The organism is uncultured Thioclava sp. (assembly GCF_913064665.1).
Classification (GTDB): domain Bacteria; phylum Pseudomonadota; class Alphaproteobacteria; order Rhodobacterales; family Rhodobacteraceae; genus Thioclava; species Thioclava arctica.
The window spans coordinates 1-21477 of sequence record NZ_CAJYBT010000010.1 but is presented as its reverse complement, the minus strand read 5'-3'; the positions used below and the strand labels follow the sequence as shown (position 1 = coordinate 21477).

The window sequence follows — 21477 nt, the reverse complement described above, 5'->3', positions numbered from 1 at the left end:
CCATGAGCACTCAAGGTATTCTGGCGAACAAGCGCGTTTTGGTGACCGGCGGAAGTGGCTTTGTCGGGTCGCATATCGTCGATCTTCTGCTGGCCGAGAATTGCAGCGAGATCATCGTGGTTGATAACATGGTGCGGGGTCGGCGCGAAAATCTTGCAACGGCGCTGGGCGACAAGCGGGTCAAGCTGATCGAGGGCGATATTCGCGACAGCGATCTGATGGAGCGCCTTGTTGCGGGGACCGATACCGTGTTTCATCAGGCCGCTTTGCGCATCACCCATTGCGCTGCCGAACCCGATGAGGCGATGTCGGTGATGGTGCAGGCGACCTTTGATCTGTTGCAGATGTGTCAGCGTGCAGGCACCCGTAAGGTGGTGATGGCGTCTTCGGCCTCGATCTATGGCTTGGCCGAGAATTTCCCGACCACCGAATCCGAACCGCCCTATCCCAATCGCACGCTTTACGGTGCAGCCAAGGCTTTTGGCGAGGGGATGCTGCGCTCGTTCAACGATATGTATGGGCTGGACTATGTCGCGCTGCGCTATTTCAACGTCTATGGCCCGCGTATGGACCTGCATGGTCGCTACACCGAGGTCATGGTGCGCTGGATGGAGCGGATCGCCAATGGCGAACCCCCGATCGTGTTCGGCGACGGGCTTCAGACGATGGATATGATCGACGTGCGCGACGTGGCGCGGGCCAATATTCTGGCGGCCAGCGTGCCGGTGTCGGATGCGGTGTTCAACGTCGGCAGCGAAACCGAAACCTCGCTGCTGGAACTGGCGAAACTGCTGTCGGCCGGGATGGGGCGCCCCGATTTGGTGCCAACCCATGCGCCCGAGCGCAACGTCAACCCGGTGCCGCGGCGTCTTGCCTCGGGCGCGTTGGCCGCCAAACAGCTTGGCTTTACGGCTCAGATCCCCGTCGACATCGGGCTGCACGATCTGATCGCATGGTGGCAGGGGGAAACCATGGCCACGCAAGCACGGGAGATGTTCGCATGATACCGATTGCAAAACCGTTTCTGGGCGAGGCCGAGGCCAATGCCGCCCATGCCGCCGTCCTGTCGGGCTGGGTCTCACAAGGGCCGCAGGTCGCCGCGTTCGAGTCCGATTTCGCCGCCCTCGTAGGCGCGCCCCATGCGGTGGCTGTGTCCAACTGCACCACTGCGCTGCATTTGGCCTGTCAGGCGCTGGGCGTGGGCCCTGGCGATGAGGTGATCACCGTCAGCCATTCCTTCATCGCCAGCGGCAACGCGATCCGGCAATGCGGCGCGATGCCTGTGTTCGTTGATATCGAGGCGGACGGCTATAACATTGATCCCGAGGCGGTCGCGCAGGCGATCACGCCGCGCAGCAAGGCGATCTTGTGTGTGCATCAGATCGGGATGCCCTGCGATTTGACGGCGCTGCTCGCGATTGCGCGCGCCCATGATCTGCCGCTGATCGAGGATGCAGCCTGCGCCATCGGCTCGGAAATCCGCGTTGACGGGAAATGGGGCAAGATCGGCGCGCCGCATGGCGATATCGCCTGCTTCTCGTTTCATCCGCGCAAGGTCATCACCACCGGCGAGGGCGGGATGCTGACCACGCGCAACGCCGAATATGATGCGAAATTCCGGCTGTGGCGTCAGCATGGGATGTCGATTTCCGACACCGCGCGTCACGCCGCCGCAAGTGTCGTGTTCGAAAGCTATATCGAGCGCGGCTATAACTATCGCATGACCGATATTCAGGCGTCTGTCGGGCGGGTGCAACTTGGGCGGCTTGATGAAATCGTGCGCCGCCGTCGCGAGATTGCCGCGCTTTATGGCGAGATGCTGTCCGGGATCGAGGGGCTGTCCACGCCGGTCGAGCCCGATTGGGCGCGCTCGAACTGGCAAAGCTATGCGGTGCGACTGGACAGCGCGATTGATCAGCGCGCCTTGATGCAAGGCTTGCTGGATCGGGGCGTGACCACGCGGCGTGGCATCATGTGCATGCATCTGGAACCCGCGCAGGCTGATGTCGAGTTGCGTCATTCGCTCAAGCGCTCTGAGGAGGCGCGCGATCACGCGATCCTGTTGCCGCTATATGTGCAGATGAGCGATGGCGAGGTCGGTATCGTCGCCGACAGGCTGCGCGATGAGATGGCAAAGGCGCGCCGGGGCGTCCGTCCGGCCAAACCCAGACGCGAACCGGTGGCGGTGCCAGCGGCGTCGATGCACACTGCCTCTGACGCGGTCGCGATGCGCGAGCCGGGGTGATGATACCGGGCCTTGATCGGGGGCACACGCCACGCCGCAAGAGAAGCAAATCCCTAGCTGCGGCGTGGGATTGCGCGCGCCGGATTGCCCACCATCACGGCTCCGGGCGCGACATCGTTCAACACATTCGCGCCCATGCCGATCAACGCGCCATCCCCGATCCGCACGCCGTTGCGGATCGAAGAGGCGCTACTGATATAGCAGCTCTCGCCGATCTCGACCGACCCCGCGATGGTCACATTCGAGCCGATCAGCGAATAGTCCCCGACCGTGACATCGTGATGAATGACCGTATGGGGCAACACCATCACATGCGCGCCCAAAACCGCGTTCGAGGTCAGCGTCACACCGCAATGCAGCACGCACCCTGCGCCAAGCCGGGCAAAGCGCGACACGGTTGCGCGCGGATGAATGATTTGAGTGTAGCGATCCTGCGGGACGCCGAGGCGCGCGATCAACTCGCGCCGGTGCAGATAGGACGCTTGCGAGCCGATCAGGAACAGGAATTGCGAGTCGGCAAAGCGATGGGCCTGCGCCAGCGGGGCCACCGGAATGCCCTCAAACCCGGAGGCATGCGCGGGATCATCCGACAAGATCGCCATGATTGTGAATTGCGCCTGCACCGCTTCGAAAATTTCGCGCGTATTTCCGCTCAGGCCGATCAGAACTACTTTAGGTCGTGTCACCGAAAAATCCCGTTTCATTCAGCTGGGTTGGGCCGCAGTGGGCGGTTTGCTCGACGGCCCGATCACCTTAGCACGATTCGAGTTTTGCGGTCATCGGCTTGCTTCTTGCCGAACGGGTGGCGGGAAATAGCCTGCCACGCAAGGCCGCAATGGTTCAATGCCGCGTTGCATGATCAAAGACCGCAGCCCAAGCAACCACGGCGCGCAGCCCCGATCCAGCTCCCGATCCAGGATGCGTCGCGCTCTGGTTCATGCGCATCTGTTCAACCCGCCGCTCAGCAAGGATGATCCCAAGATGACCCAGCAAGTCCCCTCTCATGGCCGAGCCGAGCTGCGCGCGGCCCGCAGGGCCTCGTGGGGCCTGTACGTCTTTGTCGCGGTGTTCAGCGTTTTCGTGAACCTGCTGATGCTGACGGGGCCGCTTTACATGCTGCAGGTCTATGACCGGGTGTTGGGTAGCCGATCAGTAGAAACGCTGGTCGCGCTGACAGCGCTGGTAGCGTTTCTTTATGGCATGATGGGGATTCTGGATTATGCACGTGGGCGCGTCATGGGGCGGGTGGGGGCGCGGTTTCAATCCCGCCTTGATCGTCGCGTCTTTGATGCGGTGGTGCGCAAATCCGCGATTGCACCGGATGAGCGCACAACGACCGGGCTTGCCGATCTGGAATCGGTGCAGCGGTTGATCGCATCGCCAGTGCTGACCGCCGTGTTCGACCTGCCCTGGACGCCGCTTTTTCTCGCCGGGATCTGGATCTTCCACCCGTTCCTGGGAACGCTGGCGCTGACGGGGGGCGGGCTGCTGGTGCTGGTGGCGCTGGCCAACCAGTTCGCCACGCGCAACTCGCTGACGAATGCCAACCAAGCTGCGGTTCAGGCCGGGGTGATGGCCAATCAGATCCGCTCTGAGGCTGAGATGGTTCAGGCGATGGGCATGCGCGACGCGGCGTTTGACCGCTGGCACAAGGCGCGTGGGCGTGCGCTGGGGGCGCAGATCCGCGCCTCTGATCTGGGGGGCACGTTCAGCGTTACCACCAAGACGTTCCGGCTGTTTTTGCAATCGGCCATGCTGGGGCTTGGGGCCTATCTGGTGCTGCGCGGCGAGATGACGGCCGGGGCGATGATCGCCTCCTCAATTCTTCTGGGGCGCGCTTTGGCGCCGGTGGAACAGATCGTTGGCCAATGGGCGATGATCCAGCGCGCCCGCAAGGGCTGGAGCAGTCTGGAAGTGCTGCTCGAACAGGTTCCCCCTGAAAGCGCACGCACCGAATTGCCCCGCCCCAAGGCGCGACTTGAGGTGCAAAACCTCACGATCTTGGCGCCGGGCGAAAGCGATCCGGTGTTGAAAGCGGTCAGCTTCACGGTCGAGCCGGGGCAGGCTATCGGCGTGATCGGCACCTCGGGGTCTGGCAAATCCACGCTGGCGCGCGCGATCACCGGGGTGTGGCGGCCGCGTTCGGGAACCATCCGGCTGGATGGCGCGACGCTGGATCAGTTTGCGCCCCATGTCCTGGGGCGCCATATCGGCTATCTGCCCCAACGCGTGCAGCTATTTGACGGCACGATTGCCGAGAATATCGCCCGGCTTTCACATGCGCCGGATCCGGCGGCGGTGGTCGCTGCGGCCACCAAGGCCGATGCCCATGAGATGATCCTCAAACTGCCGCAAGGCTATGACACCCCGGTTTCAGCCAATGGCGGGCGCTTGTCAGGGGGGCAAATGCAGCGCATCGGTCTGGCGCGCGCGATGTATGGTGATCCGGTGATCTTGGTGCTCGATGAGCCCAATTCAAATCTTGATAGCGAGGGCAGCGCGGCGGTGAACCGGGCGATCCGGGGCTTCAAGGAGGCGGGAAAGTCGGTGCTGATCATGGCCCACCGCCCCGCTGCAATCAAGGAATGTAACATCTTGCTGATGCTCGAAAACGGCGCAGTCCGTGCCTTTGGTCCAAAAGATGATGTGTTGCGCGAAGTCGTGCAAAACCGCACCAAGATCGTGCAATCCGTCGGCACGGGAGGTATCCGCTAATGACTCTCGCACAGAAATCCGCATGGTCGGCACGCTGGCCGATTTCGATCGGGGTGTTGGGCCTTGTTCTGCTGCTGGGCGGCTTTGGCAGCTGGGCGGCGTTCACCAATATCGCAGGCGCGGTCATTGCCAACGGACGCATCGAGGTCGATCAGAATCGCCAAGTGGTGCAGCATCCCGATGGCGGGGTCGTCTCTGAGATTTTGGTCGATGAGGGCGAGATGGTCGCCGCTGACCAGCCCTTGCTGCGTCTGGATGCGACAACGCTGAAATCCAAGCTCGTGATCACCGAGAACGAGCTGTATGAGCTGATGGCGCGCCGGGGCCGGCTGGAAGCCGAACGCGATGGCAATGCGCAGGCCAGCTTTGATCCGCTGCTGGTGCAGGCGGCGCGTGACAACGCCGATGTGCGCGGTCTGATCGAGGGCCAAAAGCGGCTGCTGGCCGCGCGCGCGGGGAATTTGACCAACGAGATCGCCCAGCTCACGAAACGCAAATCCCAGATCGCAGATCAGATCAAAGGGATCGTGGCGCAGCAAGACGCGCTGCGCGAACAGACCGACCTGATCGGCAGCGAATTGAGCGATCAGCAATCCCTTCTCGACAAGGGGCTGGCGCAGGCCTCGCGCGTGCTGTCATTGCGGCGCGAACAGGCCGGGTTGCAGGGCAGTCTGGGCGATTTGACGGCGCAAAAAGCGCAGTCCGAGGGCCGCATGACCGAAATCGACATCGAACTGCTGAAGCTACAATCGGGGCTGCGCGAAGAGACCAACACGACGTTGCAAGACCTGCAATATCGTGAGTTGGAGCTGCGCGAGCAACGCTCGTCGCTGTTGGAACAGATTGACCGGCTCGACATCGTCGCGCCGGTTTCGGGGGTGGTCTATGGCCTGCAGGTGTTCGCGCCGCGCTCAGTGTTGAAGCCCGCCGAGCCGATCTTGTACATCGTGCCGCAGGATCGCCCCTTGGTTATTCACGCGCAGGTCGTGCCAAGCCATATCGACCAGATCCGGATCGGTCAGGACGTGCGCGTGCGCTTTTCGGCGCTGGATCGGCGCACCACGCCGGAATTGACCGGCAAAGTTGTGCAAATCTCGGCGGATGCGTTTCAGGATGAGGGATCGAAGGCCAGCTATTACCGCGTTGAAATCACCCTGAGTGAAACCGAGCGCGACCGTTTGCCCGACGATGTGACCCTGATCCCCGGCATGCCGGTCGAGGTGTTTATCCGCACCCAGGATCGCACCCCGCTGGCCTATCTGATCAAGCCGCTCAGCGACTATTTCGCCCGCGCCTTCCGCGGCTGACTTGCGGGCGATGCGCAGGCTGTGCATCGCCCATCCCCCCGTTTGACAATATGAGTGATCGCGTGCCGCACGGCTCAGTGCGGCTGTGCCAAAGGGCGCAATGCACGCTGCGTCTCTCAGCTTTAGGCGATGAGATGCGCAGTGGTGGGGTTCGCTCGGCTATCATCAATTGCCCCGCGCAAAAGGACTTGCGCGCGCCACGAAAGGGCGCGCGCGTAGCTATGGAACTTGCCTAAAAGATGTGGCTGCGCGCCTCTGCGGGCCACGACCTTGCGTCTACCAGGCATCCGCGCGCGCGGCATGGGCGAAGGCCGTGCCGTCGCCAAACGGATACAGCGCTTGGCGCCGCGCATCGACGCGGTTCAGCACTGTAAGCACACGATCCACCCCCGCCATCTGCAAATGATCCGCCGTAGCGCGCACGGCCTCTTGGGGGGAATGCCCCCAACCGATCACCACCAAAACCTGCTCCATCACCGAGGCGATCTTGGTCGTGGATGCGCTGCTTAGGGCAGGCGGGCAGATGAAGATCGCCATCAAGCGATAGGTTGAGGCATATTTCAGGATCGATCGAATGGCCAACGCATCGTCAAGCGGCGGAATGACCCCATTGCCACGCTGTAAAACCCGAAGCCCGGTGGCGCGTCCGGTGACCACCAACTCGGTCAGATCCGTGCCCTCGCGCAGATGCTCGGCAAAGCCCTTTCGGCCCGGCTTGGCCGATTTCAGACGAAGGCGAAGCTTTCGCGGCAGCCATTTGGCAAACCATGGCTGCTTAGGGCCAAGCGTGTCGATCACCAAAACGCCCTGACCGCTGGCAACCAGTTCGCGCGCCAGCTCATAGCCCACAAAGCGCGCGCCGTCATTGGCCTGCACCGGCGTGACCATCAAGCTGCGCGGCAATGCCCCGCCTTCCTGTGTGGCAATTACCCGGATCGTCGCGTTCAGCGCCATCTTGAGGTGTCGATCCGCAGTGCGGGTTTTGCCCCGGCGGCGCAATATCGGCAGCATTCCCGCGTCAATAATATCGGGGTCATCTTCAAATTGCAGATGCGAGCGGGCACTGCGATCGGTCAGATCGCGCGCCCCGGCAAGGGTTAATGCAAACAGCCCCGCGGCGAGCATCGTGAAAAGAAGATAGACCTTGCGCCCGCGCCCTTCTGGCCAGAGGGGCGGGGTCGCGGGGGCGATCATTTCAAGATCCAGCGCGGGCTGCGCCAGACGGGCGGCAAGCTGGCGGCGCTGGCCCTCATAGCCATCGAGAATTTCACGCTGGGCATCGGCGCGCCGGATCAGGTTGATCAGGTTCAACTCTGCAACGGTCGTCTTTGACAGCGTGCCCTCCAAGGTGTTGCGGTTTTTCGTGAGGGTCGCTTCGTCGTCGTTAAGCTGGCCGATTTGGGCGCGCATCGAAGCCGCCCAGGCTGTCAATTCATCGCGGATCGAGTTCTCGATTTCGATGACATGGGCGCGTTCGGTCAAGACACCGCCATAGGCATCGCCATAGCTGGCCGTAAGCTGCGCGAGTGCGCGTTTGCGCAGTTGCAACGCCTTGCGCAGATCGCTGATGACCTCGGGCTCGTCGGGCGAAATGCCCCCGTCCCCTGCCAGTGCCGCCTCGACCGAGCGCAGCTTGCCATGCAGTTCCGAGGATTGACGCTGAATATCGGACAGCTGTTCATTGACCAGAATGATGCGGCTTTGTTCCAGCGTTTCCGCGCGCCCAACCGAGGTGACGCCGCTTTCGACCTGATAGGCCTGCACTTCGGCGGCAGCCTTGGCGACATTGTCTTTTTGCTCGGCAATCTGCCCGTCCAGCAGCTCCAATGCGGCTGAGACGCGCTGTCGATGCTTGGCTTCGCGATCGGCGAGATAGATGCCGATCATCGCGTTGGGCACCTCGGCTGCCAATTCTGGAGTGGGCGCGCTAAAGCTGATTTGCACGACCTGGCTTTTGGTTTCGTGCCAGACCGAGAGGTGCTGATAATACGACGCCAAGATGCGCTCTTGGGTGCCAAGGGGTTGGCTATTGGGTGTTGCGGTGACGCTGAGGGCTGATTTCAGCTCTGTGACGGTGCTCTGGATCGCGCTGGGCGGTTTGGCTTTCGGGTTGAAGGCGGGTAGCGCTGCAAGATCGAAACGCGCGATGACCTGATCGGCGATCACGCGTGAGCGCAAGCGTTCAACCTCATCGCTCAGATCGGGCGCGGCCGCATCTTTGTTTGTTTCGACCGCAAGCGTGGGGTGAATGAGAAACCGTGCCTGCGCGCGATAGACCGGGTCAATTGCGATGATAAAGGGCAGTGCCGCAAGCGTCAGCAGGGCGGTGATTGCCCCGATAAAACGCACATTGCGCCGGATCATGCGCAGCATCGCGCTAAGGTCGAAATCGGCCTCGCGCGGCATTGCGGGATCTGGCGCAGCAAAGGTTAGCGGCGCATGGCGGTTGTGTTGAAGCTGGTTCATGCCGCCCCTCGCTGGGTGGGCACGCGTTGCAGGGCACCTTGGGAAACAGAGCGGTGCAGCGCGTCGAGCTTGCCAACATAGGCATCAATGCTCAGCGCGTTCAGGTAATGCGCCCGCCCTGCCTGCGCGAGTTTTGCGCGCATCTCGGGGTGGGCGATCAGATTGCCAAGCGCGTTGGCCAGGGCCTCGACATCGCCGACAGGGACGAACAGACAGGTTTCCCAATCGCGCAGGATTTCCTCATGTGCGCCCACTCGTGTGGTCACGACGGCCAGCCCATGCGCGAGACCTTCCAGCACTGCCATTGCCATGCCCTCGCCATGCGACGGCAGCACCAGAATATCCGAGCGCTCACATAGCGCGCGGGTCTCTGCGCTGCCCAGCCAGCCGGGCAGGCTTACCCGGTCCAGCAGACTCAAACGCTCTGCCTCGGCGTGATACTCATCGACGGGGCCATCGCCCGCCAAAACCGCTGACCAGTTCAGCGATTGCATGTTCGGATGGGCCAAGGCGCTCAGCAGTTCGGGCACGCCTTTGCGCGGCCCAAGCTGGCCAAGAAAGACGATTTTGCAGGGTGTGCCTTGCGGATCGGCCTGTGGCGCTGTGGCCTGTGTCTTGGCCGGCGCATCCCGCCCTTGCTGCGGGTCGGGGACGGCGTTGTGCAGCACGCCGATGCTGCGCGGAGGCACGCCCAGCAATTCGGTGGCGGTGGCGCGGTCGCGCTCTCCCAGAACGATGACGCGGTCGGCCCCGCGAAACAAGGCGCGGATCGCGCGTCTTTGCCAGATCGGGCGGCGTAGGAAATCGGCGGCGTAATCGAAGTCATGCAGATGCAGCACATGGGTGCAGCCCAACGTGCGCGCGCACGCCCCCAGAACCAGCTTGCGCGCCGTGCTGCCGCGTCCCGCGATATGCAGATGATGCACGCGCCCCGGTGCGACCAGCCGGTCTTTGATCATCAGCGCCATCGCACCCCATAGAATGAACGGCGAGCGCAGCTTGTCCCAGCGCGGGCCGCGCGTGTCGGTGACGCGGTGGTCATGGCTGTTTTGCGGGTGCGAGGCCAGAATATAGCCAATCAGCCGCCCGATGCCGCCGCCATGTTCGGTGCCGCCAGCGACGTAGTGACGAACGCTCGGCTCTGGCATCGGCTCTGGAAGTTTATGGGTATTGTTGTGCACGTGAACCTACCTGAAACCTGTCCAATACTGCTTTTACTGTCCGGCAGGCCTTGGCACCAAACAACGTGACTTCCCGATATCGCGCCCATCTGTTCGGTGGACTGCCTAGACCCTTTGGAGGATGCGGGCGTAAAGTTGATGGGCCTGCGCGCCGACAATTTCGGGGCCAACCACGCCGTCAGCCCATGCGCGCGCGCGTTCGCCGCAGCGCGCCAGCAGATCGCGATCTTGCGCCATCTGTGCGATCGCATCCGCCAGTTGCGCCGGGTCATTGGGGGCAACGACCAGCCCGGTTCCATGGGGTTCGACACTGGCGCGCAACTCTCCGACATCGGTGACCACCACCGGCTTGCCAAAGGTGGCGGCAACTGGCAGCACGCCGCTTTGCGAGGCTTCGTGATAGGGCAGCACCACCAGATCCGCGTCGAGAAACAGCTGCGCCACCTCGGGATCTTCGATAAAGCGGTGGCGGATGTCATAGCGCTCGGGGCGGCCCATCAGATCGCGCAGCGCCATCGGATCATCGCCCCGCCCAGCCACCACGATACGCAGGCCCGGCACGCGTTCGCCCAGCAGTGCCTCGGCGCGCAAAAGCGTATCTAACCCCTTATAGGCAAAGACCCGGCCAAACAGCAAAACCGTGAAACTGTCGTCAGGGGCGCGCCGCGCCAACCCCTTGGCGCGCGCCAGATCAGCGTAGCGCGGCATCGCGGGATGGGGCAGCACATGGATGCGTTCGGCGGGCTTGTGAAAGGTCGCAGCGGCGCTGTCGCGCAGGCTTTCGCCATGCACCACGACATCGCGCGACTGGCGCACCATCAGGCGCGGCGCCCAAGCTGGCAGGGTCGCGGTGTCGCGATCTCCGGGATGCAGGCGCGTGTCATGGATCGTCGTCAGAAGCGGGATTGGGCGCCAAAACGGCACCGCCAGATTGAGCCAAAGCGCGGTGTTGGAGAGCAGGTGGACAAGATCGGGTTTGCGCTGATGGATCAGCCGTGTCAGGCGCGCCAGAAAGGCCGGGTTGGCAAGGCTGCGATGGCGTGGCCAATCCATCAAGATAAGTTCAATCGCCGGATCAAGCGCCTCGGTCAGCGCGGCGAACCGCGCCCGCGGGGCCACCAATGTGACGGGCATATTGGCCGCCACCCCATTGGCGAAAGCAATGGTGTAATCGACCGGCTCGGATCCGATCAACAGCAGGTTCATCGCGCGCGCACCGGATCAGCGCCCCCAATGCCCGCGCTCGACACCTGTTGCATCGCGCGCAAACAGTCGAGGATACGGCGCGCAAGGTTCGGCTCTCCGGGGTCGCGCAAGCCGTTCCAAAGCAGGTCAAGCCGGGCGCTGGGTGCGGCCCCTTCCAGACGCGCGCGCGCGACCTGGTAGGGAAAATGATCATCTAATTCAAGGCGATGGGGCAGGTCGTGCGTGATCAGAAACTCATTGCTCGCCGCGACAGTCGCAGCCCAATGCACCATGCGTTTTTGCAGCATCTCGGCGTCATCTTGCGCGCGATACCAATTGTTGGCGTGAATAAGATAAAACCCCAAGACCTCGGGCAGGGCCGCGACGCGCGCGAAAAACGGATAGATCCCGACCAGCCAGGCATCGGCAGAAATACGAAAGCTGTCGGGAATATCGCCGATGCGCTGCCACAGACTGCGGCGCACCGAGACGGCTGAGGTCATTGGAAACGGCCAGCGCCCGCCCGAGCGCGCCATCAGCGCCGCCAGATCGCCCTGACACAGGCTGCGCGGAATGGGCGCAAAAGCGTCGCTGCCATCGGGGTGCACGGGTTGCAGGCGGTTATACACAAGCCCGATGCGCGGATCGCGCGCAAAAGCGGCGGCGGTGGCGGCCAGCTGGTCGGGGGAAACCAGTCATCGGCATCCAGAAAACACAGGATCTCGCCTTTGCTGTAGCGCACGCCGGTATTGATCGCGGCCGCCTGTCCGGCATTGGCCTGAAACACCGCCACGATCTGATCGCCAAAGCTGTTGATCACGGCGCGGCTGTCATCGCTAGAGCCGTCATCCACCACAATCACCTCGGCGTGCACGTCGCGTTGATCCAGCGCGCTTTGCACGGCGCGCGCCAGAAACGCGCCGTAATTGTAATTGTTGATGATGACGCTGATCAAAGGAGAGGTCATGCAGCAATGCTCCGCTCGGCGTGACAGATTGCCTTGCCGCCTTGACCGGTTTGCCAAGACGCAAGGGGGGGCGAAACGCCAGATCCGATTGGACGCGCCACGTTAGCCACGCACCAGATCGGGCAGGTTCAGCTCGACGATATCGCCGGGCTCAAGGGGGGTCTCCATCGTGGCGGGCACCTTGCGGGTTTCATTGGAGGCGCGGCGATAGATCACCACATTGGGCTCCACAGCGGCGATCCCTGCCTGCGGATCGCTTTTTTGCCCTGCCGCCAAAAGATGCCCGGCGATGATATCCAGTTCAGATTGCAGGGCCGCACGTTCGCGCAATGCTGCGCGATAGGATTCACGGTTCTTGATGCGGTTCTGGGTCGCCTCGACGCTGGTTTCGTGACGGATGCGCTCCATCGATTGGCGGGCGCGCGCGGCGAAGGCGTAATTCTCAAGCAGGTCGCGCGACAGACGCGAATCCTCACGTTGCAATTCCATCAACTGAGGCAGCGGCACCAGACCGCGCTCCACAAGGGTGCGGGTGCGCTCCACCTCATCGTGCTGCAACTGCTGTTCGTGTTTTTGAAAGGTCGCCTGTTGTTCCAGCACGTCGATTTCGACCTCGGCAAGCTTTACCGCAGTCTTGGCATAGGCCAGATTCGAGGACCGCTGAAACGAGAGATCCCGCAACAGGTCACTGTCGATTTTCTGGATCGCGCGGGCCTCGGCGGGGGCGTCTGGAGCGGCGTTTTGGGCCATCTCGGGCGGGTCTTGAGCGGGTGCATCGGCTTGGGCTAGCTGGGCCTTGAGGCGCGCGATCTCGCTATCGGTCTGTGCCAGCGACAGCGAAGCTGCGCGCTGGCGCGCCAGCAATTCCAGAACCTGACCAATGCCCACGGGCTCGACGCTTGTTGCGGTCTCCAGCCCACCCGCCGCGATCAGCGCATGGCGCACCGTCAATCCGGGTTCATAGGGAACAGCACCGCTGCGTTTCACCGCGCCGCCGATATAGATCGGGCGGTAGGTCGAGATTTCGACAAGCACCACCGGATCGAGCAGAATGTTAGCCTTGACCAGCGCCTCTTTGATCCGCGCGCTGATCTCATCAAGGTCGCTGCCGGCCACGGGAATGCCCCCGACAAGCGGCAGGCGGACGCGGCCATCGGCGTCGACCCGTGCATCGCGCGTCATCTCGGGCGTTCCCACGACCGCGACATACAGCACATCGCCGCGCTCAACCAAGGTCTCGGCGAGGACCGGAGCGCCGATCCCCTGCGCCAGCCAGATCGCGCCAAGGGCGCAGACAACCCGCGCGCCACGCATGATCCGTCTCATTTGCGAAGATATCCCCACGGTTCCCTCCAGAGGCAATAGTGGCCACATAGGTCAGACTAGCGGGTTCTTGCCCAAGACCTAACATGCCTATCAGGCGTAAGTTGCGTGCCACTCTACCTCTTTTGACGCCGTAAGGGGGCATGAGCCCTCATCCAGTTGATGCGCCCCCATGCGGAAAGGGGGCTTTCCTGAGCTTCTGCGCACCGTCACAGTCGAAGGCGAGCGCCCTTGCCGTGAGGATGATGCGTGGACGCATCCGGGCGGGGGGAGCCGTCTTGAGTCTGGAACTGGAGGTTTGCCCTTGGCCGTCGTGACGCCCGCAGCCCGATCGGCGCGCCGCTATCGCAGGCAAAGCCTGCATGTAAGCTGGCGATTGCTGGAATGGTGGGGCGTTGCGATTTCGCTGTTCTTGTTATCGGGGGCGGTGTTTCCACTGCTCTTGATGGTGCAGTCAGGCAGTCTTGGCGATTCAGAGCGCGGCGTTTTGCGCCTGATGCAATTGCCGGTGATCGCGATCACGTTGATCCTTTTGAGCCGCCATCTGGGCGAGCTTCTGCTGGCCATTCGCCGCACGCTGCCGATGTTTTCGCTATCTTTGCTGGCGTTTGCGTCGGCGTTCTGGTCGATTTCTCCGTCGATCACGTTGCGCCGCGCGATTGCGTTGATAGCGGCGATGTTGCTGGCCTATCTTTTGGCGATCCGGTTCACTCCGCGCCAGCTTTTGGTGCTGTTCTCATCCATCTTGGGCGGTTGTCTGGGCCTGAGCCTGATTGTTGGGGTGATCGCGCCGCAGATCGCCTTCATGCCCGATGATACCGGATTGCGCGGCATCTATACCCATAAGAATGTTCTGGGCTGGGCGGCCTGTCTGGGCTTCATTCTAGCCCTGGGTTTGATGGCGGATGCCGGAGGGCGGTTGTTTCGTCGTGGCGTCGTCTTGTTGTTGGCCAGCATTGCGTGCCTCGTGCTGTCGCAATCCTCGACCAGCCTGTTGGCGGCGGTCACGGGATTGGTGCTGTTTTGGGTTTACACGCTGTTGCACCGTAAGCGCGGCCTCGCGCGCGCGCTTTTGGTGTTGGTTGTGTTGCAACTGGCAGCGCTGTTGTTGCTGTTTTTAAGCGAGTTTCTGGTGCCTGTTCTGGAATCTCTGGGGAAGGATGCGACGCTGACGGGTCGTGTGCCGTTGTGGCATTTGGTGGATGGTTATATCGCTGAGCGCCCTTGGCGGGGCTATGGCTATGGGGCGTTCTGGAGCCAGAGCAACCCGGCCAAATTTGTCATCGAAGAGGCGCTGCAATGGATTCCGCCGCATGCCCATAATGGCTATCGCGATATGTTGCTGAACTTCGGGATTCCGGGGCTTGTGCTGCTGGTGCTGACGATTGTGCGCGCGATCCGGCGGGGGGGCGTGTTGCTGTGTGCGCAACCCGAAGCGGGCTGGGCGTGGATGAATGTGAGCATCGGGGTGATGGTCGTGCTCAACCTGTCGGAGAGCAACTTTCTGGCGCAAAACGACATTCAATCCCTGATGATGATGACCGTTGTCGCAATGTTTGGGCTGCGCGCGCCGCACTAGTTTCAGCGGGCGCGCGCAGGGCGGTTACTTGCGCGCATACACATCTTCGTAGCGCACGATATCGTCTTCGCCCAAGTACGCGCCGGTTTGCACCTCGATCAGCACCATCGGAAACTTGCCGGGGTTTTCCATGCGATGGGTCGCCCCAAGCGGGATATAGACCGACTCGTTTTCGCTGATCAGGCTCACCTTGTCGTTGACCGTCACACGGGCGGTTCCTGCCACCACGATCCAATGTTCCGAGCGGTGGTGATGCGATTGCAGCGATAGCGCCGCGCCGGGATGCACCACGATGCGCTTGACCTGAAACCGGCTGCCGGTGGCGAGGCTTTCAAACCAGCCCCAAGGCCGGTGATCCTTGGGGAATTCCGTCGCCTGTTTGGCCTTTTGGGCGCGCAGTTTTGCGACCACTTCTTTGACCTCTTGGGCGCGTGAGGCATCCGCGACAAGCACCGCATCAGGCATCGCCACGGCGATCACGCCGTGCAGGCCAAGGCCAACCAGTTGCAGCCCCTCATCTTCAGATCGCAGCAAGCTCATATCGCAATCAATCGCCGTGGCGGCCCCTGACAGCGCAACGCCGCGCGCATCCGGGTTCGAGGCGCGCAAGACCGCGGCCCAATCGCCCAGATCCGACCAGTCGGTGTCCAATGTCACCACCGCAAGATTGCGCGCGCGCTCCATGATGGCGTAGTCAAAGGAAATCTCGGTCGCTTCGGCCCAAGAGGCGGAATCCAAACGGATAAAATCCAGATCTGGACGTGCCGATTCAACAGCAGACGTGACCGGATCCAGCAAGTCTGGCGCGTGCTCGGCAAAGGCTGCGATGATCGTGCGCGCCGAGGCCAGCACGATCCCGGTGTTCCAAAGATAGCCGCCTTGGGCCAGCATATCAGCCGCGTGCGCCGCATCGGGTTTTTCGATGAAACGCACGATGTCGCGTGGCTGCTGGCTGTCCGTTTCGGGATCGCTCGACGGGGCGGGTTCGATATAGCCATAGCCGGTTTCAGGTCGGGTTGGGGATACGCCGAAGGTGACAATCTTACCCGCCATTGCAGCACTTCGGCCCGCCTCGATGGCGGCCAGAAATCGCGTGCTGTCCGTGACGACATGATCCGAGGGCGCGATCAATAACAGACCGTCGGGCGATGTGCGCTCTAGATGCACGGCGGCGGCCAGAACGCTTGGTGCGGTGTTTCGTGCCAGCGGTTCGATCAGCACGGCAGACGGGGTGATCCCGGCCGCGGCGAGCTGCTCGGTCACGATAAAGCGGAAATCGGTATGGGTCAGGATGATCGGGGCGTGAAACCCCGCGCCTGACATCCGCCGTGCCGCAGCCTGAAACAGGGTCTGGTCATCCATCAAGGGCGCGAACTGCTTGGGATAGCTTTTGCGCGAGAGCGGCCAAAGCCGGGTTCCAGAGCCGCCGCACAAAAGGGCAGGGGTGATCGTTGCCGCGCCCTTGGGGCGTCTCGGCTCTGATCCGGGGCGACTGTCGCGACGTGTTTCGGCCGCTGAGGCAGGCGTGTCTTGCACGCGCCCGCGGGCCTCTGCATGAGTCATTTCGATACCGTTTGCCATGGTCGATCATCCTTTGCAAAGCTGTGCAGCCGAGCCAATGCGGCGCTGTTTCACATCTGACCCCAAGGCTCGCTCGTGCGAATGGCGCGTGCACTCGCACGGCAGTCGCGCGCCCGAGCCTCAGTCAAAGTCTCTTTCCATCGACGGTCATTGTGAGGCGCAAGTAAATCCCACCGATCGTTGCGCGCGGTATCCTCCGGAGGAGCGGGGACACCTCCTTTTGGCGTAGGGCTATCCCCCTGGTGCAGTGGGCTTGCTTCCAATGAAGGGGGCCACCCAGCCAGAAAGCGCAGCGTTGTGTCATTCATCCAAGTTTTCCGTGGATTGGCGCGCGCCTACCGTCGAGGGGTGCAAACATCTCGGAGCTTGCGATGACCCTGCGTAGTGAAAGCCTGCAAGATCAGACCTGGGACGCGACGCCAATCGATGTGCCGCTGAACGAGGGGATGGCCGCGCGCCATGCAGCGCCAGTGCAGCCTCTTGGAACAACCAATGTGTTGGGCGTGGCGGTGTCGGCGCTGAATATGGATCAGGCGGTGAGCTTGGTTCAGGATGCGGTGCGAACGCGCCGGCGGGGCTATATCTGCGTGGCAGGGGCGCATGGGCTTGTCGAATGCCAAACCGATCCCAGTCTGCGTGATGCTTATAATGCGGCGATGGCAGTGACGCCCGATGGCATGCCGCTGGTTTGGGCACTGCATGGCGACGGGCATGACAGCGCGGGGCGGGTTTATGGCCCCGATCTGATGCGCCTGTTGTTTGCCAAAGGCGTCTCCAGCGGGATGCGGCATTTCCTGTATGGCACCACACCCGAGTCGCTGGAGCGGCTGAGTGTGGCGTTGCAAAGCCAATATCCCGGGGCCGAAATCGTCGGCGTTCATGCGCCACCCTTCCGCCCGCTGAGTGCGCAGGAAGAGCGCGAGGTGAGCGCTGTGATCAATGCCGTCAAGCCCGATGTCGTTTGGGTCGGGCTAAGCGCGCCCAAGCAAGAGCGTTGGATGGCCGCGATGCGCGACAAGCTGGAAGCTCCGGTCTTGATTGGCGTTGGCGCCGCGTTCGACTTCATCGGAGGCAATAAGCGAAGCGCGCCCGCGTTTTTGCAACGCGCCGGGCTGGAATGGGCGTTTCGTCTGATGACAGAACCGCGTCGGCTGTGGCGGCGCTACGCCAAGTGTGTGCCCGCCTATATCTGGCTGCGGTTTTTGCAAAAGACCGGGCTGCGGGCCTTTCCGATTGTGCCCGCTATCGACGTTTCAAATTCTGGAAGGTCACAATCATGACAAAACCTATTGGTGACATTCATCGCGCCTCGCTTTCGTGGCCCTCTGCGAACCCAAGCAACAGCACCATTGCGCCTGACCCCTTGGCCGGGGCGAGCCCCGTTTTGAGCAGCGGTTCGGTGTCTGAAGCCCCCTCAGGGGTAACGATGCCATGGCAACGCACCCTGCCGCTGACAACGCGGCGCGCGCTTTGCGCCGGGGCGGTTGCGTTGGCCGATATCGTGGCGTTTGGCGCGGCCTATCTTCACCTGAGCTTCGTGGTAGATGCCAGTGTGCTGGGGTGGGTGCCTGTAGCGATCGTGATCGCAGTTTTGGCCCTGCATTGGCTGGTCGGGTTCTATCCCGGAGATCGCTTGCAGCCGCAAGAAATTCTGCGTCGCGATCTGCTGGCGTTTCTTGGTGCAGCGGTGCTGGTGGCGGGGATTGGCGGATTTGATTCCCGCGGCTGGAGCGGCGTTGCGATGTCCGAGTTTTTCTTGGTGATCGCGACGGTCTTGCAGATGCCTGCGCGCTATCTCGTACAGCGTTTGCTGCATCAGTTAGGGCTATGGGGCACGCCGACCCATTTTCTCACCGCGCCCGATATGGCGCGCCGTCTTGAGAGCTTTTTCGCGCTTAATTGGCGCTATGGCTTGATCCCGACCCAAGCGCCCGGCGCTATCGCCGCGCTGGACCGCACCCCCAGCCCCGAGGCCGCCGCCGATCTGCATCGCCGTTATGCGCAGGTGCTGGTTCTGGCCGATCTTCCCCAGATGCGCATTTCGGGAATTGGTCCGCGCGCGTTGCGCGGCGCGGTGGGCGAAAAGATTGTCGATCTGTCCTACGTTCCGATCAGCGCGCGCAAACGCGCCTTTGATTTGGCGATTGCGATCCCTGCGATGATCGTGGCGGCACCAATTCTTGCGCTGGCGAGCGCGGCGATCTGGATGGTCGATCCCGGCCCGGTGTTCTACCGTCAGGCGCGCGATGGCCATAATGGCCGCGTGTTGCGCATGCTCAAGCTGCGCACGATGTATCGCGATGCCGATGCGCGTTTGCAAGCTTTGCTGCGCGATGATCCTGTCGCGCGCGCCGAGTGGGAAACCCATTTCAAACTGCATAACGATCCGCGCATCTTGCCCGTGATCGGGAAGTTCCTGCGCGCCTCAAGCTGTGATGAGTTGCCTCAGTTGCTGCATGTGATCAGCGGCGAGATGAGCATCGTCGGCCCGCGCCCGTTTCCCGATTATCACTTGGCTGCGATGCCCCCGGAGTTTCGGATCAAGCGGGGCTCTGTCGCGCCGGGGATCACCGGGCTTTGGCAGATCACGGCGCGCAGCGATGCCGATCTCGCGCTGCAGCAACAGCTTGACGAACATTACATCGATAACCGGTCCATCTGGCTCGACCTGTGGATCGTTCTGGGAACCTTTGCGGCTCTGCTCGGGCGCAAGGGAGCTTACTAAATGCGCGTGGTTGGGCGTGCTGGTTTTATGATTAGGAGACAGAAATATGTGCGCGGATAAGACAATTCTCGTAACGGGGGGTGCGGGGTTTCTCGGCTCTTACTTGTGTGAACGCCTGCTGGAGGATGGCAATGATGTGCTGTGCCTCGACAATTTCCATACCGGCAGCAGGAGCAACATTCTGCATCTGCTGGATGACTACCGCTTTGAGCTGATCCGCCATGACGTAACGGTGCCGATCTGCGCCGAGATTGACGAGATTTACAACCTCGCCTGTCCTGCCTCGCCGGTGCATTACCAGATCGATCCGGTGCAGACCGTGCGCACCAATGTGCATGGCGCGATCAACATGCTGGATCTGGCGATGCGCGCCAATGCCAAGATCTTTCAGGCCTCCACCAGCGAAGTTTACGGCGATCCGGCGATGCATCCGCAGGTCGAGGGCTATTTCGGCAACGTCAATCCGATCGGTCCGCGCGCCTGCTATGACGAGGGCAAGCGCTGTGCCGAGACGCTGTTCTTTGATTATCACCGCCAATATGGTGTCGATATCCGGATGGCGCGGATCTTTAACACCTACGGGCCGCGGATGCGCCCCGATGACGGTCGCGTGGTGTCGAACTTCATTATGCAGGCGCTGAAAGGCGAACCGATCACGCTGTATGGCGACGGGATGCAGACACGCTCGTTCTGCTATGTCGATGATCTCATTCGCGGCATCATGGGGCTGATGAATGCGCCAGATACCGTGCCGATGCCGTGCAATCTGGGCAATCCGGTTGAGTTCACGATGCGACAGTTGGCTGAAACCATCCTGGAGCTGACCGGCTCGCGTTCGATCCTGACGACCCGGCCGTTGCCCCAAGACGACCCGACCCAGCGCAAGCCCGATATCTCGCGCGCACGCGAGTATCTGGGATGGTCGCCCACGATCGAGCTGCGCGAAGGTCTGATGCGCACGATCACCTATTTCGAAGGCGAGCTTTCCGCCCCTTCGAGTGCTCCGCAACGCAAAGCGCCGCTGCTGCGTCGGACCCGTCCCGTGGAACCCCATACCGAGGCTTTGGCTCGCGGCATGATGTCAAACGGAGCGCATCTGTGAAACTCATCGTGTTCGGCCACCGGCTGGAACTCGGAGGAACGCAGGTGAATGCGATCGAACTTGCTGCCGATCTTCGCGATCGGCACGGGTTCGATATCGTCTTCCACGCCGCGCCAGGTCCAGCATTGGACTTGGTTGCGGCGCATAAACTGATCTACTCGCCCGCGCCGGATGTGCGTTTGCATCCCTCGATGGCGCGAATCAAGGCGTTGCGTGCGCTGGTGCAGCGCGAGCAGCCTGATCTGATCCATGCGTGGGATTGGTGGCAGGGGCTTGAGGCCTATAGCGGTGTACATCTTCCGATGGGGGTGCCGCTGGTGATTTCCGACATGATGATGAGCCTCACACGCGCGATGCCGCGCGAGGTGCCCACGACTTTTGGCTTTGTCGAGCAGCGTGATCGCGCGGTGCGCGCGGGCTGGCGACACACGCATCTGCTGTTACCCCCGGTCGATGTGCACGCCAATGCGCCCGGCATTGGCGATGGGGCGGCGGCGTTTCGGGCGCGCCATGGCGTGCGCGCAGACGAGATCGCGCTGGTCTCGGTGTCGCGCCTTGCGAAGGTGATGAAATCCGAAGGTCTGGTGCGCGCGATCAAGGTGGTCGGCGAATTGGGGGCTCGGCTGCCGTTGAAACTGGTGATCGTGGGCGATGGTGAAGCGCGCGCTGAATTGCAGCACATGGCCGATGTGGTCAATGCCCGGCTTGGACGCGATGCGGTGATTTTGATCGGCGCGATGAACGACCCGCGCCCGGCCTATGACGCAAGCGATATCGTGCTGGGCATGGGCGGTTCGGCGCTGCGTGGTCTGGCCTTTGCCAAACCGCTTGTGGTGATCGGCGAGCGTGGGTTTGCGCGCCTCTTCACGCCCAAAAGCACCGACGATTTTTTGCAAAGCGGAATGTTTGGCATTGGGGATGGCGGCGCTGAAAACCTAGAGATGGAAGAGGCGCTGGACACCCTGTGCCAGTCCAGCGAAACGCGCCATGCGCTGGGTGAATTTGGCCGCAGTTTCGTTGTGAAATATCATGGGCTCGAGGCGGTCGGCGATGGGCTTGCGCAGGTCTGCCACGAAGCCGCTATGGCGCGCCCGCAGCTGA

General features: G+C 62.2%; 17 protein-coding genes. 9 read left to right on the top strand and 8 right to left on the bottom strand.

Annotation, left to right across the window (positions count from 1 at the left end; all coding sequences use genetic code 11):
• Positions 1 to 2 precede the first annotated feature (2 nt).
• Together QZ571_RS05960 and QZ571_RS05955 are read left to right on the top strand one after the other, a co-directional pair.
• Complete coding sequence (locus QZ571_RS05960; RefSeq protein ID WP_295532799.1) at positions 3 to 1004, top strand: SDR family NAD(P)-dependent oxidoreductase; 1002 nt, start codon at positions 3 to 5, stop codon at positions 1002 to 1004.
• A complete protein-coding gene (locus QZ571_RS05955) occupies positions 1001 to 2245 on the top strand; it encodes a DegT/DnrJ/EryC1/StrS aminotransferase family protein (RefSeq protein ID WP_295532798.1) in 1245 nt (414 codons plus the stop codon). The genes QZ571_RS05960 and QZ571_RS05955 overlap by 4 nt, the downstream gene beginning before the upstream one ends.
• A gap of 53 nt (positions 2246 to 2298) precedes the next feature.
• On the opposite strand, the gene QZ571_RS05950 is transcribed toward QZ571_RS05955, so the two are convergent.
• Positions 2299 to 2931 (bottom strand): acetyltransferase, encoded by a 633-nt coding sequence (locus QZ571_RS05950; protein ID WP_295532797.1) that lies wholly within the window; start codon positions 2929 to 2931, stop codon positions 2299 to 2301.
• A gap of 295 nt (positions 2932 to 3226) precedes the next feature.
• Here QZ571_RS05950 and QZ571_RS05945 point away from each other — a divergent pair, with 295 nt between their 5' ends.
• Positions 3227 to 4960 carry a type I secretion system permease/ATPase gene (locus QZ571_RS05945; protein WP_295532796.1) on the top strand — a complete coding sequence of 578 codons (1734 nt, stop codon included), beginning with the start codon at positions 3227 to 3229 and terminating at the stop codon, positions 4958 to 4960.
• On the top strand, positions 4960 to 6267 hold the full coding sequence (locus tag QZ571_RS05940; RefSeq protein WP_295532795.1) for an HlyD family type I secretion periplasmic adaptor subunit: 1308 nt from the start codon (positions 4960 to 4962) through the stop codon (positions 6265 to 6267). Before QZ571_RS05945 ends, QZ571_RS05940 begins: the two co-directional genes overlap by 1 nt.
• A 276-nt stretch (positions 6268 to 6543) precedes the next feature.
• On the opposite strand, the gene QZ571_RS05935 is transcribed toward QZ571_RS05940, so the two are convergent.
• The 6 genes from QZ571_RS05935 to QZ571_RS05910 form a co-directional block, all read right to left on the bottom strand.
• A complete protein-coding gene (locus QZ571_RS05935; RefSeq protein ID WP_295532794.1) occupies positions 6544 to 8733 on the bottom strand; it encodes an exopolysaccharide transport family protein in 2190 nt (729 codons plus the stop codon).
• On the bottom strand, positions 8730 to 9914 hold the full coding sequence (locus tag QZ571_RS05930) for a glycosyltransferase family 4 protein (protein WP_295532793.1): 1185 nt from the start codon (positions 9912 to 9914) through the stop codon (positions 8730 to 8732). Before QZ571_RS05930 ends, QZ571_RS05935 begins: the two co-directional genes overlap by 4 nt.
• Positions 9915 to 10019: 105 nt before the next feature.
• Positions 10020 to 11120 carry a glycosyltransferase family 4 protein gene (locus tag QZ571_RS05925; protein WP_295532792.1) on the bottom strand — a complete coding sequence of 367 codons (1101 nt, stop codon included), beginning with the start codon at positions 11118 to 11120 and terminating at the stop codon, positions 10020 to 10022.
• Positions 11117 to 11728: a hypothetical protein gene (locus tag QZ571_RS05920; RefSeq protein WP_295532791.1), complete on the bottom strand. Its 612-nt coding sequence runs from the start codon at positions 11726 to 11728 to the stop codon at positions 11117 to 11119. The genes QZ571_RS05925 and QZ571_RS05920 overlap by 4 nt, the downstream gene beginning before the upstream one ends.
• Positions 11635 to 12066, bottom strand: a complete 432-nt coding sequence (locus QZ571_RS05915) for a glycosyltransferase (protein WP_295532790.1) — start codon at positions 12064 to 12066, stop codon at positions 11635 to 11637. Before QZ571_RS05915 ends, QZ571_RS05920 begins: the two co-directional genes overlap by 94 nt.
• 102 nt (positions 12067 to 12168) lie before the next feature.
• Complete coding sequence (locus QZ571_RS05910) at positions 12169 to 13392, bottom strand: polysaccharide biosynthesis/export family protein (protein WP_295532789.1); 1224 nt, start codon at positions 13390 to 13392, stop codon at positions 12169 to 12171.
• A gap of 310 nt (positions 13393 to 13702) precedes the next feature.
• On the opposite strand from QZ571_RS05910, the gene QZ571_RS05905 reads away from it, so the two are divergent.
• Positions 13703 to 14968 (top strand): O-antigen ligase, encoded by a 1266-nt coding sequence (locus QZ571_RS05905; protein WP_295532886.1) that lies wholly within the window; start codon positions 13703 to 13705, stop codon positions 14966 to 14968.
• A gap of 24 nt (positions 14969 to 14992) precedes the next feature.
• Here the strand turns inward: QZ571_RS05905 and QZ571_RS05900 are convergent, their stop codons facing one another.
• The gene (locus tag QZ571_RS05900; protein WP_295532788.1) at positions 14993 to 16549 is read right to left on the bottom strand and encodes a mannose-1-phosphate guanylyltransferase/mannose-6-phosphate isomerase; all 1557 of its coding nucleotides are present in this window, start codon (positions 16547 to 16549) and stop codon (positions 14993 to 14995) included.
• A 371-nt stretch (positions 16550 to 16920) separates the two neighbouring features.
• Here QZ571_RS05900 and QZ571_RS05895 point away from each other — a divergent pair, with 371 nt between their 5' ends.
• The 4 genes from QZ571_RS05895 to QZ571_RS05880 form a co-directional block, all read left to right on the top strand.
• On the top strand, positions 16921 to 17829 hold the full coding sequence (locus QZ571_RS05895) for a WecB/TagA/CpsF family glycosyltransferase (RefSeq protein ID WP_295532787.1): 909 nt from the start codon (positions 16921 to 16923) through the stop codon (positions 17827 to 17829).
• Positions 17826 to 19274: a sugar transferase gene (locus tag QZ571_RS05890; RefSeq protein WP_295532786.1), complete on the top strand. Its 1449-nt coding sequence runs from the start codon at positions 17826 to 17828 to the stop codon at positions 19272 to 19274. Before QZ571_RS05895 ends, QZ571_RS05890 begins: the two co-directional genes overlap by 4 nt.
• Before the next feature lie 46 nt (positions 19275 to 19320).
• Positions 19321 to 20376: a UDP-glucuronic acid decarboxylase family protein gene (locus QZ571_RS05885; protein ID WP_295532785.1), complete on the top strand. Its 1056-nt coding sequence runs from the start codon at positions 19321 to 19323 to the stop codon at positions 20374 to 20376.
• The coding region (locus tag QZ571_RS05880; protein ID WP_295532784.1) for a glycosyltransferase family 4 protein at positions 20373 to 21477 on the top strand (1105 nt) is incomplete at its 3' end. The genes QZ571_RS05885 and QZ571_RS05880, both read left to right, overlap by 4 nt.